At 55.5% G+C, this 11,551-nt stretch carries 14 protein-coding genes; 8 read left to right on the top strand and 6 right to left on the bottom strand.

Features of this window, described 5'->3' with window-relative positions:
* The first annotated feature begins 105 nt into the window (after positions 1-105).
* From MF6394_RS27970 to MF6394_RS27980, 3 genes are all read left to right on the top strand, one after another.
* Positions 106-846 carry a BPL-N domain-containing protein gene (locus tag MF6394_RS27970; RefSeq protein WP_078467979.1) on the top strand — a complete coding sequence of 247 codons (741 nt, stop codon included), beginning with the start codon at positions 106-108 and terminating at the stop codon, positions 844-846.
* Between the two features lie 138 nt (positions 847-984).
* Positions 985-2,391: an amino acid permease gene (locus MF6394_RS27975; protein WP_078467980.1), complete on the top strand. Its 1,407-nt coding sequence runs from the start codon at positions 985-987 to the stop codon at positions 2,389-2,391.
* Positions 2,392-2,414: 23 nt separating this feature from the next.
* Positions 2,415-3,500, top strand: a complete 1,086-nt coding sequence (locus MF6394_RS27980; protein ID WP_078467981.1) for a GlxA family transcriptional regulator — start codon at positions 2,415-2,417, stop codon at positions 3,498-3,500.
* A 135-nt stretch (positions 3,501-3,635) separates the two neighbouring features.
* On the opposite strand, the gene MF6394_RS27990 is transcribed toward MF6394_RS27980, so the two are convergent.
* Entirely contained in the window at positions 3,636-4,004 is a 369-nt protein-coding gene (locus tag MF6394_RS27990) for a cupin domain-containing protein (protein WP_047711436.1), read from the bottom strand.
* Positions 4,005-4,189: 185 nt separating this feature from the next.
* On the opposite strand from MF6394_RS27990, the gene MF6394_RS27995 reads away from it, so the two are divergent.
* On the top strand, positions 4,190-4,909 hold the full coding sequence (locus MF6394_RS27995; RefSeq protein ID WP_078467983.1) for a class I SAM-dependent methyltransferase: 720 nt from the start codon (positions 4,190-4,192) through the stop codon (positions 4,907-4,909).
* A 10-nt stretch (positions 4,910-4,919) separates the two neighbouring features.
* On the opposite strand, the gene MF6394_RS28000 is transcribed toward MF6394_RS27995, so the two are convergent.
* From MF6394_RS28000 to MF6394_RS28020, 3 genes are all read right to left on the bottom strand, one after another.
* A complete protein-coding gene (locus tag MF6394_RS28000) occupies positions 4,920-5,285 on the bottom strand; it encodes a hypothetical protein (RefSeq protein WP_078467984.1) in 366 nt (121 codons plus the stop codon).
* 723 nt (positions 5,286-6,008) lie between these two features.
* Entirely contained in the window at positions 6,009-6,251 is a 243-nt protein-coding gene (locus tag MF6394_RS28015; RefSeq protein WP_078467986.1) for a hypothetical protein, read from the bottom strand.
* A 32-nt stretch (positions 6,252-6,283) separates the two neighbouring features.
* Complete coding sequence (locus MF6394_RS28020; protein ID WP_078467987.1) at positions 6,284-6,826, bottom strand: GNAT family N-acetyltransferase; 543 nt, start codon at positions 6,824-6,826, stop codon at positions 6,284-6,286.
* 160 nt (positions 6,827-6,986) lie between these two features.
* On the opposite strand from MF6394_RS28020, the gene MF6394_RS28025 reads away from it, so the two are divergent.
* Complete coding sequence (locus MF6394_RS28025; RefSeq protein WP_003192651.1) at positions 6,987-7,220, top strand: hypothetical protein; 234 nt, start codon at positions 6,987-6,989, stop codon at positions 7,218-7,220.
* 6 nt (positions 7,221-7,226) lie between these two features.
* On the opposite strand, the gene MF6394_RS28030 is transcribed toward MF6394_RS28025, so the two are convergent.
* Positions 7,227-7,721, bottom strand: coding sequence for a GNAT family N-acetyltransferase (locus tag MF6394_RS28030; RefSeq protein WP_078467988.1), 495 nt, complete (start codon positions 7,719-7,721; stop codon positions 7,227-7,229).
* A 119-nt stretch (positions 7,722-7,840) separates the two neighbouring features.
* Between MF6394_RS28030 and MF6394_RS28035 the strand changes: the two genes are divergently transcribed.
* The 3 genes from MF6394_RS28035 to MF6394_RS28045 all read left to right on the top strand — a co-directional run bounded on the left by MF6394_RS28035 (position 7,841) and on the right by MF6394_RS28045 (position 10,695).
* On the top strand, positions 7,841-8,356 hold the full coding sequence (locus MF6394_RS28035) for a GNAT family N-acetyltransferase (RefSeq protein ID WP_078467989.1): 516 nt from the start codon (positions 7,841-7,843) through the stop codon (positions 8,354-8,356).
* 441 nt (positions 8,357-8,797) lie between these two features.
* A complete protein-coding gene (locus tag MF6394_RS28040) occupies positions 8,798-9,745 on the top strand; it encodes a retron St85 family effector protein (RefSeq protein WP_153046042.1) in 948 nt (315 codons plus the stop codon).
* Positions 9,742-10,695 (top strand): retron St85 family RNA-directed DNA polymerase, encoded by a 954-nt coding sequence (locus MF6394_RS28045; protein WP_078467991.1) that lies wholly within the window; start codon positions 9,742-9,744, stop codon positions 10,693-10,695. The genes MF6394_RS28040 and MF6394_RS28045 overlap by 4 nt, the downstream gene beginning before the upstream one ends.
* 220 nt (positions 10,696-10,915) lie before the next feature.
* Here MF6394_RS28045 and MF6394_RS28050 read toward each other — a convergent pair whose 3' ends face one another.
* Entirely contained in the window at positions 10,916-11,533 is a 618-nt protein-coding gene (locus MF6394_RS28050; RefSeq protein ID WP_078467992.1) for a DUF5677 domain-containing protein, read from the bottom strand.
* Between the last annotated feature and the right edge of the window lie 18 nt (positions 11,534-11,551).

Consider the following 11,551-nt stretch of genomic DNA (forward strand, 5'->3'; position numbering starts at 1 on the left):
CCACGTGGATTTACAACTCTTCACGAATTCAAAAGGCTCTTCGTTATAGGCTTGGCGCTGCGACCACTGGATCAAACCCATTCAACTGACCGTTGAGCCTACCCCATGAAACTGCCTGCCCTCGCTGCCACGTTTCTCGCCGTTGCGACGCTGCACCCTTTACCCGTACACGGCGCAGGCCCCATCACCCATGTCGCCATCTACCGAGGCCCGGCAGGCTGCCCCGACTGCTCGGAAAACGTGAAAACCGCCCTGCAGCGCCTGAACCCCAATTACCAGATCGACTTCGTCGGTGCCGACGAACCCATCGACATCACCCCGCAAACCCTGGCGCGCTACGACCTCTATGTGCAACCCGGCGGTGGCCAGGACATCCCGGCCGCCCTCGACAGCCTGGGTGATGCGCGTGCCGAAGCCATCCGCGGCTACGTCGCCAAAGGCGGCCGCTACCTCGGCCTGTGCATGGGCGCTTACCTGGCCGACGACAACAACCTCGGCCTGATCCCCCAGGCGCTTGATACCGAAGCTGGCCGTCCCGGTTTTGAAGTGTCCGGCATTGAAGACGCCGCCGTGCGGGTGACGTGGGACGGGCAACCTGACTCTGTGTTCTATCAGGACGGCCCTTACTTCCCCAAAGCTAGCGCCGCTGCGCCTTACAAGGTCATCGCGACCTACCACAATGGCGACGTGGCGGCGGCGCGCTATACCTACGAACGTGGCGTGGTGGTGCTGAGCGGGCCGCACCCGGAAGCCGGGCGAGAATGGTTTGAAAATGCCGATATCGAGCTGAGCAAGATGCCGCGTGGCGAGCTGTTCGGGTCATTGATACGCAGCGCGCAAGAGTAGGGCACGCCGCGCGTTACCTCAGAGTGCCACCATTCCCCATGTCGATATCAGACACGATGGTGGCGTAACCAGGCTACTTGTGCCTGGCCTCGGGCACTTAAGGTGAGGGTCATTGGCCGCCCGAGAACAACAAAAACAATGACTAGCCTCAACTGCAACGATTCCAACGGTCAGCTGGCGCAGGGCTTCAAGCCGCGCCATGTGACCATGTTGTCCATCGCTGGCATCATCGGCGCGGGGTTGTTTGTCGGCTCCGGTCATGCCATCGCTGCAGCGGGGCCGGCGGTGTTGCTGGCTTATCTGTTTTCCGGCCTGCTGGTGGTGCTGGTCATGCGCATGCTGGGGGAGATGGCGGTGGCGCGCCCGGACACCGGCTCGTTTTCCACCTACGCCGACCAGGCCATCGGCCCGTGGGCGGGGTTTACCATCGGCTGGTTGTATTGGTGGTTCTGGGTGCTGGTTATTCCCATCGAAGCCTTGGCTGCCGGGCATGTGCTCAACCAGTGGTTCCCTCAGGTGGATGCGTGGCTGTTTGCGTTGATCTCGATCGTTTTGCTGGTGATCACCAATCTGTTCAGCGTGGCCAAATACGGCGAGTTCGAATTCTGGTTCGCCATGGCCAAGGTGATTGCCATCATCGGCTTTATCGGCCTGGGTTTCAGCGTGCTCATGGGCTGGATCCCGGATCGCGAAGCCAGCGGCTTGAGCCGCTTGATGGAGGAACACGGCGGGTTTGCTCCCAATGGCCTGTCGGCGGTGGTGGGCGCGTTCATTACCATCATGTTCAGTTTCATCGGCACCGAAGCGGTGACCATCGCCGCAGCCGAATCGAGCAACCCCGCGCAGAACATCGCCAAGGCCACCCGCTCGGTGATCTGGCGCATTGGCGTGTTTTACCTGCTGTCGATCTCCGTCGTGATTTCCGTGGTGCCCTGGAACGACCCGCTGCTGGCGTCCGTGGGTTCCTATCAGCGTGCACTGGAAATTATGAACATCCCCAACGCCAAGTTCATGGTCGATGTGGTGGTGTTGATCGCGGTAGCCAGTTGCATGAACTCTTCAATCTACATTTCCTCGCGCATGTTGTTCTCCCTCGGCAAACGCGGCGATGCGCCACCGGCACTTAAAATCACCTCGAAGGCGGGCGTGCCCCGGGCGGCGGTGATCGCCAGTACCATCATCGGTGCGGGCGTTACGTTGCTGAGCTACTTCATGCCGGCCGGTCTGTTCCAGTTCCTGCTCGCCAGCTCCGGCGCCATCGCGCTGTTGGTGTACCTGGTGATCGCTATCTCGCAACTGCGTATGCGTCGGTTGCTGCTTCGGCAAAACGTCGAGCTGACCTTTCGCATGTGGCTATTTCCCTGGCTGACTTACCTGGTGATCGTATTTATCTGCCTGGCCCTGGGGGTGATGATGGTGACGCCCGAGCACCGCACCGAAGTGTCCTCGACCATTGGCCTGGCGTTGGTGATTTCCTTTATCGGCCTGGTCACATCGCGCCAGCACAACCGGGCACCCAAGCCGGTGGCGCTGGAACAGTCCTGATCACGCCTGTGGGGGGAGCGGTGATGGAAACCGAGGCGCCTGTTTGCCAGACCATCGGCTTTTTGCTGCTGGACCAATTCACCCTGATATCGCTGTCGTGTGCGGTCGAGCCGCTGCGCATGGCCAACCAATTGGCGGGCGAAGAACTCTACCGTTGGCAAACCCTGAGCCTGGACGGCCAGCCGGTGTGGGCCAGCGATGGCGTGTCGGTGACCCCGGACGCGTGCGCGCAGGACCAGCGCGGCTTCGATGCAGTGATCGTGTGCGGCGGCGTGGGCATTCAACAGGCTATCAGCCCTGCGCTCATCGCCTGGTTGCGCAGCCAGGCGCGGCTGTACTGCAAACGTCTCGGCGCGGTGTGCACCGGCAGTTGGGCGCTGGCTCAGGCGGGGTTGCTTGATGGCTTCCAGTGCAGCGTGCATTGGGAGCTGATGGCGTCAATGCAGGAGGCGTTTACCCGCGTCAAAGTCAGCTCCAGCGTGTTCACCCTCGATGGCAACCGCTTCACCAGCTCCGGCGGCACCGCGCCGCTGGACATGATGCTGCACCTGATCAGCCGCGATCACGGGCACACGCTGTCGGCGGCGATTTCCCAGATGTTCGTGTACGAGCGCATTCGCAACGAGCGCGACCACCAACGCGTGCCGCTCAAACACCTGCTCGGCACGCAACAGCCCAAGCTGCAGGAAGTGGTCGCCCTGATGGAAGCCAACCTGGAAGAACCCATCGACCTCGACGAACTGGCCGCCTATGTGCACGTGTCCCGCCGCCAGTTGGAGCGCATGTTCCAGAAGCACCTGTACTGCACGCCATCGCGCTATTACCTCAAACTGCGCCTGACCCGTGCCCGCCAGTTGCTGATGCAGACGCCCATTTCGATTGTCGAACTGGCGGTGATTTGCGGCTTTGTGTCCACGCCGCATTTTTCCAAGTGCTACCGGGATTTCTTCGGCGTGGCGCCCAGCGATGAGCGCTCGGACATGCGCCTGCATCCGCCGCCTGCGTTACGGCCAGAGGGGCAATCCCGGGCCCCGCAACAGCCCAGGAATACACTGGAGCAGGCGCGCGACGAGCCGACGTTTGCCACGGTGCAGATTCAAAGGCGATAGGGCTTGCCCTCTTGCCCCCTGTAGGAGCGAGCTTGCTCGCGAAAAATTCACAGGCGCCGCGTTCATTCAGGAAGCACGCGTTATCGTTGACGTTTTTCGCGAGCAAGCTCGCTCCTACAGGGGCCAGCGGCATACTCAAATCCACTGGTCATTCAACGCGGTACGCTCACCGCCTTCATGCCCCGTATTCATGATGCCCCTTGGCTCGATCATCATCAGCTTGGCTTCTCCCTCGGCCGCCGTCCTGTGCTCAATGCCACGCGGCACCACATACAACTCACCCGGCTTCACATACACCGGGCCATCCGGCAGGTCGATACGCAGCGTGCCTTCAAGCACCAGGAACGCTTCATCGGTTTCCGGGTGCGAGTGCCAAATGAATTCGCCCTCGATGCGCACGACTTTGAACTGGTAGTCGTTCATTTCGGCGACCACTCTTGGGCTCCATTGCTGGTCGATGAGCGAGGCTTTTTGAGCAAGGTTTACAGGCTGTGCTTGAGTCATGCGGGATCTTCCTGTCGATGAGAAGGCCAGACTATCTGGGTCGACAGGTCAGAGGCTTGTACGATCCTGCAACCTCGCCACTCGTACGCTCCTGCATTCCCCACGGGAATACAGCACATAAAATTAATGCATTTTTCTTACTGCCACGGTTAACGTAATTTGCCTCAAGGCCACGGAGAACCGCCTTGAACTCATCCTCACCCAACCTTGCTGACAAATTCGATACCTCAAGAGCCAACGAGTACGCACGACAAAGCCGTATCGCGCTGGCGGGCTATGACGCGTGCCAGGACCTGGCAGCCTGCATGCTCGCGGCGAGCCTTGGCGATGCCCCTTCGGCCAGGGTACTTGTGGTCGGCGCCGGCGGTACGGCGCAGGAGATCATCGCCATGGCCAACCTTGAACCGGGCTGGCGCTTCATGGCGGTTGATCCCTCCCAGCCGATGCTCGACGCGGCAAGGCAGCAGTTGGAAACCAACCACTTGCTTGATAGAACCACCCTGCATCTCGGGACGCTTGAAGACTTGGCAGCAGACGCGTCATACGACGCCGCCACCTTGATCGGTGTGCTCCATCATCTGGAGGGTGACGGCGCCAAGGACCGGATGCTGCGATCAATTCGGGCGCACCTGAAACCGGGGGCACCGCTGATCGTCGCGGGCAATCATTACGCGTATGCCAGCCAGCCGTTGCTGCTGACGGCATGGGGGCAACGGTGGCGTCAGCATGGTGCCACCCCGGATGAAGTGAAGGCCAAGCTCGGCAAAATCCTTCAAGGCGCTGACCCGCCCCATTCCGAGGCGGCGGTTCAGAAGCTGTTGCACGACGCCGGGTTTGGCGACGCGACGCGTTTTTTCAGCAGCCTTTTCTGGGGGGCCTGGTTGACGTGTAAAGCGGGGGAGTAAAAGACCAACGTCAGATCGCCCGTACTTTGGCCAATCGTCGGCGCCAATCGCCGCCATGCTGGTGATGGCATTCCTCTTCGGAGTCGAAACTGACGCAACGAGCCATGCGCGTCATCTGCACGCCAGCGTCATCCAGCGCGGCGGCGGTCAGCTCGCGCATGCGTGCGTCGGCCCCGATGGACAGGGCGTGATCCTTGCTCGCGCGGCTGTCGAACACCCAGGTCACGCGCAAGCTTTGGGGGAAGGCGCGGTAGTCGACGGTGTGAGTCAGCCATTCGAAGCCCGGGATTTCAGCTTTTGCGATCTCGCAGGCGTCGGTCAGGGCTGCGATGAGACGGCGTTCGATACGGGCGTGGTCGCGTGAGGCAGGTGGCATAAAGGAAGTCTGTGAGTCCTGGGAGTGGGTTGGGGCGCTGATCAGAGCATAGCTATCTACACAACGTCGGCACGACGCTAAATCTGTGGCGAGGGAGCTTGCTCCCGTGACGGCCTGACAGTCGGCGCATATCCATCTGACGCTCCGAAATTCAACTGTGGGAGCTGGCTTGCCTGCGATGACGGCCTGCCAGCCCACGCCAATCTACCTGACACTCAGCGATCCAGCTGTGGGAGCTGGCTTGCCTGCGATGGGGGCCTGCCAGCCGACACCAATCTACCTGACCCCCCGCAATCAAACTGTGGGAGCGGGCTTGCTCGCGAAGGCGGCCTTATAGGCGACACAGCTATACCGAGTACATATCCATTCCTGCGGTAACGGCCACCTAGGGTTCCGCCCTGACGGCGGCTCACTTTTGAAAAGCGCAAAAGTAAGCAAAACGCTCTTGCCCCACCACTCGGCACCTCGCCTAGGCTCGGTGTGCCCGAACACAGTCTTGAATCCGTGGGCCGCCGCCACGCGCCATCCATGGCGCGGGGCGGCTAACCCGGCGTCCTGCCGGGTTACCCACGAATTCAAGCCTGCGCTCGGCCAGCGTGGTTTGACGGGGCGCCTGAGATCAAGATCAAAAGCAGATCAAGATCAACAGCGGCTCGCTTCGCATCGTAGTTACCGTTGAACGCAACAAAGTTGTGTAGATACCTATACTGATCAGGGCGGGCGCTATTGAAGCGACGGACGCAACCTTTGCCACTCATTCCAGCAATCCTCGGCAACGATATCCGGGTAACCCCGTTCTTGTTCCATCGCCAGCGCGGTGGAGAAGGTTACCGCAATGCAAGTGGCCTGGTGGCGGATATTGCACACTTCGACTTCGCTGAGAGGGGCGCCTTTTTTCGATTCGGCGGCGGTTAGCAAGGCTGCCAGGGCGGGTACGAAAACCAGGCAGAGGGGCTCGGTAGACATCAGCTTATTCCTGAGCGGGGTAGGTGGGGCGCTTATTGTTCAGGGTTGATCAACGATCTCAACGTATGGTCCTCCCAGACGCCAGCGATTTTCAGATAGGCCCGCGCATGTCCTTCCTTCTCAAACCCCAGCGACTCCAGAAGTCGTTCACTTCGCACATTACGGGGCAAATGATTGGCCATGATCCGATGAAGCCCCAACTGCTCAAAGCAATGACGGTTAGTGACCTGAAGCGTTTTTTTCATCAAGCCGCGACCTTGGGCAGATTCCGCCAGCGAGAAGCCGAGATGACAGGCCTGAAAAACGCCCCTCACAATGTTCGTGTAGTTACACCGCGCTAGAACCTCTCCGCTCTCGGGTTCAAGCAAGAGGAAACACAGAGCGTTGCCAGCGTGCATATTGTTGACCTGCTGCTCCACCCTGGCCTTGGCGTTGCCCGTGGTGAAGTATTCCTTGTCCCTGAGCGGCTCCCAGGGTTGCAGATGCCTGCGATTGACGCGTTCGTAACGGCTGACCCTCTCGAAATCGTCCCATGACAAGGGCCGAAGGCAGTAGCCCTCAACGCAATACTCCATAAGCCCCTCCAGATTGATCAATGGCCCCATCTGACTGCGTAGCCGCAAAGAATAGCGCCGCTGCGCGTAAAGCGACCCCTTTCATGGCAAACAGGTCTACCATGCCAGCCCCGGCAGTGGTTCCACTCGCTCCCGTACTCAATTTTTCAAGGTAGCGATAATGTCCATCGACCAGATCTCCCTCCCCAAAGGCGTCGGCCCCCACGCCGCCAAGCTGCTTGATGCTATTACTGGCGCCTCCACCCATGAAGAACTCAACCGTGCTGGCGGTAAAGCCGAGGGTTTTGTGCTGGGTTTGGAGGCCACCAAGGCGATCAAAAGCCAAATTGCAGAGTCGCTGTATGTGGCGTATGACGACGCGGCGAGCAATCGGGCTGGTGAACTGAAGGGCTAGTACCAGTCAGCCCATGGTTCCGGAATGAGCGCCAATCGCCGGAATAGGCTGACGAACATAATAATTGTCGAAGTCACTGCTTTCGATGAACTGGAAGCCATGGCGGGTATAAAAGCGATTCGAAGCGCTTTCTTTGAGAGCCCCTACTTTGATAGGAAGCGCAGCCGCATCCGCCTCTTTGAAAACCTGAGAGAGAACAGCAGACCCTACCCCTGACCCTTGCGCGCCCGGCCTTACATACAAGTGGTCGAGCAAGAGTTCATTGGGGTGATGTTTGACCACTACGAAACCCACCCGCTCTCCAGACGCCTCGATATAGCGTGTGTCGCGAGCTTCAAAGCCTCCAACAAACCGCTCCCGCGCACGCACTGGGTCAAATCGCCCAACACGCTCCAGACTTTCGCGCATGGCCTCGATTCGAATGGCTACCAGATTATCCAAGTCGCTTTGTTGAACTGGGGCCAAAGTGATGGGGGAATTTTGATTGGGTGCGACGGGCATATTGGGTGCTCTAGCTACCATCCTGGGGGCTCAGTATAGAGAGCCTGATACTGATGACGCGACCTGCGTGGTATGTTCACGGCATACATGGAGTAACGGACCCCAGGAAGGAAATTGCAATGCCAGTGGACACCCACCCAATCCGTATTCTCTCGCAACGCCTGAGCATCGAGCCCTTCTGCGAGCAGGACGCTGTTGAGTCTTTCTCTTGTATCTCACCGACTCTGACTCGCTACATGTCCTGGGAACCGCCTGCCTCGCTGGAAGAGTACGCGCAAGTCTGGGGGCGGTGGCTGCCTGCGATAGCGGATGGCAGCGACATCGTGTTCACGGTCAGGGAGCGGGTAGGTGCTCGTTTTACCGGCTTGGTCGGGCTGCACCATACCGGCAGTGAAACACCGGAGTTGGGTATCTGGATCCGTGAAGATAAGCACGGGATGGGCTTTGGTGGTGAAGCGGTAAAGGAGGTCGTTCAGTGGGCTAGCCAGTGGGTGGTGGCAAAGCACTTTATCTACCCTGTTGCGACGCAGAATCGTGCGAGTCGAGGTATTGCCGAAGCTTTGGGGGGAGTGGTCATCGAGAGGCGGATGGGGGAGAAATATGATTCGGTTGTGTACCAGGTACCGGTGGTTTAAGCCGGTTTATTATGTTGGCTGGGTGCCTGCTCTTGGTCGAGGCAGGTATCTGGTGACAGGCTGGTATCGGCCAATAGCAGACGGTCAAGAAGGCCAGATATAAACCCAAAGCGGCGCCTCGCGTTGGTCGGTCGACTCCGTCCAAGGGATCGGCCCAGATCCTTGGAGGCCATCACAAATCTCACTCGGGAACAGAATATGTGGGTCTATGAGACCTGAAAATTGCAATTGACAATGCTGGCGTTCTGCCCTAAAAAGGAGGTCTCTTTACGCGTTTAAAGCTAGATACTAGTCGTTGAAGGCTTAGTCAGGCGTTTCGCCAGACTCAATTGCATTGCGTTGTTTTATTCCGCAGACAAGATCTGCGGCCCTACGCTCCTTCGTCGCTCCGGTCCACAGATCTTGTCTGCGGCTGAACCTTGGTAAAGAGCCCTTTTTCGCATGGATCCGCGACATATTCTTGCTGATGTAGACTTGGGTGAGAGTAAAATTTACTTCTCCAAGAATCCTATTGTTCTACTATGCGGTGGCTATGTCCCTGAAAAAGAACATGCAGATGCAAAGGATCCTCCTGTCCGTTCTCTTCGTGATGCTTTGAAGCGCAAAGCGCTCAGTATGATGAATGCACCCCATATTTTTCGGCCAGAAGAGATTAAGTCGTGGCATGAAGATGGGGTCTATCGAAACCTGATGGATTTCGAAGCAGATCTTGCGAGCATCTGCTCACTAATTGCAATCGCCGTTGAGAGCGATGGCTCTATTGCAGAGCTAGGTGCTTTTTCACAGTTACCAGACTTTCAAAAAAAGCTCATAGTATTTGTACCTGAAGAATATGCAGATGATAAATCGTTTATTAATCTTGGAATTCTTAGGCATATAAACGAAAGGCACGGAAGCGGCGTTAAGGTCTATCCTTGGAATCCAAAATATCCGCTTGAAATTCCAGAACATGTTGTTACAGGCGTCATGGATGATATTGTAGAAGAGCTTAATGTCCTGAAGAAAACACAAAGCCTGTCTCTTGGTAATAATATTCATATTGTCGTTCTGATATACGAGTTGATTAGGCTTTTTGTTGCGCTTAAGGAAGGCGAGATTGTCGAGGCGATTAAGGGGCTAGGTAAAAATATACATCGTGATGATGTGCGGCGGAAAATATTTTTATTGCAAGAGTTTGAGTTTATTAAAAAGATCGGCGGGTACGGTGATTCGAAATTTTACGCTTGTGGTAACGAATCTTTTCATACGCTCCGCTTCGCTCTTAAAACGGGAGGTATGGTTGACACATTAAGATTGAAAGTAGAATGCGTCGACTATTACAAAGCAGCGACATCCGAACGCAATCGCAATAGGGCTATTGAACAAGCAAAGTTAGGGGTTGCGAAATGAGCGAATATAATTTTCGTAAACACCTTTCAGATGAGTTTATGATTTCTGAACACGAAGTCGTTCGATTGCTGGTCAGGGCTCCATATGCTTACAAGCGCTATACTATCCCGAAGAAAAGCGGTGGTGTGAGGCCGATCGCTCAGCCTGCCAAAGAAACTAAAATCATCCAAAATTTTATGATGAATTTTTGGTTCTCTAAGTTGCCGGTGCATGAGTGCGCAGCGGCGTATAAACACGGAGCAAGCATTAAGAATAACGCTGAGCGGCATGTTGGCTGCTCATTTATATCAAAATTTGATTTTGTTAATTTTTTTGGGTCAATAACTGAGGTCGATGTACAGACTTTACTGTCTAGAGTATTTGAGGGACAGCTGTCTGAGAGAAGTATTGCCGATATGGCTAGGATGAGCTGCATTCGCGATAAAGCAACAGGGCGTTTGGCTCTTAGTGTTGGTGCTCCATCTTCACCAGTGTTGTCTAATGCAGTCATGTTTAACTTTGACTCGGTCGTAAGTCAGTGGTGCTTTGATCGTGACATTACCTACTCACGATATGCAGATGATCTAACATTTTCCTCCAATGAAAAGGGCAAAACTTTTCTTGTAGAAGAATTTCTTCAAGGTACTCTCAAGGAACTACCTGAGCCTGGGCTATTGCTCAATGCAGATAAAACGGTCCATGCCTCTAAAAAGAACCAGCGGCGAGTCACTGGGCTAGTGCTGAGCAACGACGGTAATGTGACTATCGGTCGTGATAAAAAGCGGTTGATTAGTGCAATGATTCATCATTTTATACTAGGTCAGCTTGATCGTAAGTCGATTGCACATTTGCAAGGTCTCATAGGTTTTGCCCAAGATGTCGAGCCATTGTTTGTCGCTAAGCTTAGAGGCAAGTACACTTCAAAAATTATTACTGAACTTATGAGGTTTAGGGGTGAAAAGCGTAATTGAGCCTGCTGCGTAATTGCACGGACTTACCCACCCATTTGCATTCGGCGTAACGAACCGTATGCATCGGATTGGCAAAGTCACCTTCATGGTCGAACGTCTACTCTTGGCCGACTTCTGCCGGCCAAGACAGGCAGATCCGGCCAGAAGCGGACGCTGATTCATCTCATCCTCCCAAAACAGGATTCATTGAGCAAAGAGCGTCCCTATTTAGCTTGTCGTATTACTCCGTTGTCTTACTTTCATATTTACGGGCAAATGCATTGGTTAAATCCAAAAGGCTTATTGCGTCGGTTATCAGCTCGGCTTTTTCGGCAAAATCGCCCGAACTGATGCCAGACAATAGGGTCGCATGTGCTGCTCGAATGGAATACAGACGATAGTTGATATACACGGAGTCCAAACCACAGGAGTCCAGCAGATTGTAAACGCTGGTTCCAGATGCCTGTGCGGGTGCTGCGTCCATCTGGCTTACGAAATCCTTCAAAATTTCACGATTTTCTGGAGTCAGGCTTAAATTTTTTTCGTCCCCTCTCTGTATCCCCCGAGCTTGTTTAGGCAGGTCTGTGAGGTCCTTGTTTTTTAAGTCTTCAAGGGACGTTTTTCCTTCCACCAAACCAACGATGGCACTAAAGTGCTCAATCGATAAACGGTGGATTACCATTGCCTCGTTTATAAAATCATTATCTAACAGCAAGCATATTGAATTGCTGTTCTCTAAAAGCCTATCCCAGAATGCCAAAATAATTTCCAAGGAGGTATCCTTGAAGACTAGGTTGGCGTGAGAGAGAGCATCTTCTGATCGCATTATAGCGTGACGCAGTTCGTCCGTAATTAACATAACTAGATCTCCATAAGA

The organism is Pseudomonas sp. MF6394 (genome assembly GCF_002018845.1).
GTDB lineage: Bacteria > Pseudomonadota > Gammaproteobacteria > Pseudomonadales > Pseudomonadaceae > Aquipseudomonas > Aquipseudomonas lactis.

What these genes read in the sequence shown, in the direction of transcription:
- MF6394_RS27970 (WP_078467979.1), top strand. Translation starts at nt 106, where the DNA reads ATGAAACTGCCTGCCCTCGCTGCCACGTTTCTCGCCGTTGCGACGCTG.
- MF6394_RS27975 (WP_078467980.1), top strand. Translation starts at nt 985, where the DNA reads ATGACTAGCCTCAACTGCAACGATTCCAACGGTCAGCTGGCGCAGGGC.
- MF6394_RS27980 (WP_078467981.1), top strand. Translation starts at nt 2,415, where the DNA reads ATGGAAACCGAGGCGCCTGTTTGCCAGACCATCGGCTTTTTGCTGCTG.
- MF6394_RS27990 (WP_047711436.1), bottom strand. Translation starts at nt 4,004, where the DNA reads ATGACTCAAGCACAGCCTGTAAACCTTGCTCAAAAAGCCTCGCTCATC.
- MF6394_RS28000 (WP_078467984.1), bottom strand. Translation starts at nt 5,285, where the DNA reads ATGCCACCTGCCTCACGCGACCACGCCCGTATCGAACGCCGTCTCATC.
- MF6394_RS28015 (WP_078467986.1), bottom strand. Translation starts at nt 6,251, where the DNA reads ATGTCTACCGAGCCCCTCTGCCTGGTTTTCGTACCCGCCCTGGCAGCC.
- MF6394_RS28020 (WP_078467987.1), bottom strand. Translation starts at nt 6,826, where the DNA reads ATGGAGTATTGCGTTGAGGGCTACTGCCTTCGGCCCTTGTCATGGGAC.
- MF6394_RS28025 (WP_003192651.1), top strand. Translation starts at nt 6,987, where the DNA reads ATGTCCATCGACCAGATCTCCCTCCCCAAAGGCGTCGGCCCCCACGCC.
- MF6394_RS28030 (WP_078467988.1), bottom strand. Translation starts at nt 7,721, where the DNA reads ATGCCCGTCGCACCCAATCAAAATTCCCCCATCACTTTGGCCCCAGTT.
- MF6394_RS28035 (WP_078467989.1), top strand. Translation starts at nt 7,841, where the DNA reads ATGCCAGTGGACACCCACCCAATCCGTATTCTCTCGCAACGCCTGAGC.
- MF6394_RS28040 (WP_153046042.1), top strand. Translation starts at nt 8,798, where the DNA reads ATGGATCCGCGACATATTCTTGCTGATGTAGACTTGGGTGAGAGTAAA.
- MF6394_RS28045 (WP_078467991.1), top strand. Translation starts at nt 9,742, where the DNA reads ATGAGCGAATATAATTTTCGTAAACACCTTTCAGATGAGTTTATGATT.
- MF6394_RS28050 (WP_078467992.1), bottom strand. Translation starts at nt 11,533, where the DNA reads ATGTTAATTACGGACGAACTGCGTCACGCTATAATGCGATCAGAAGAT.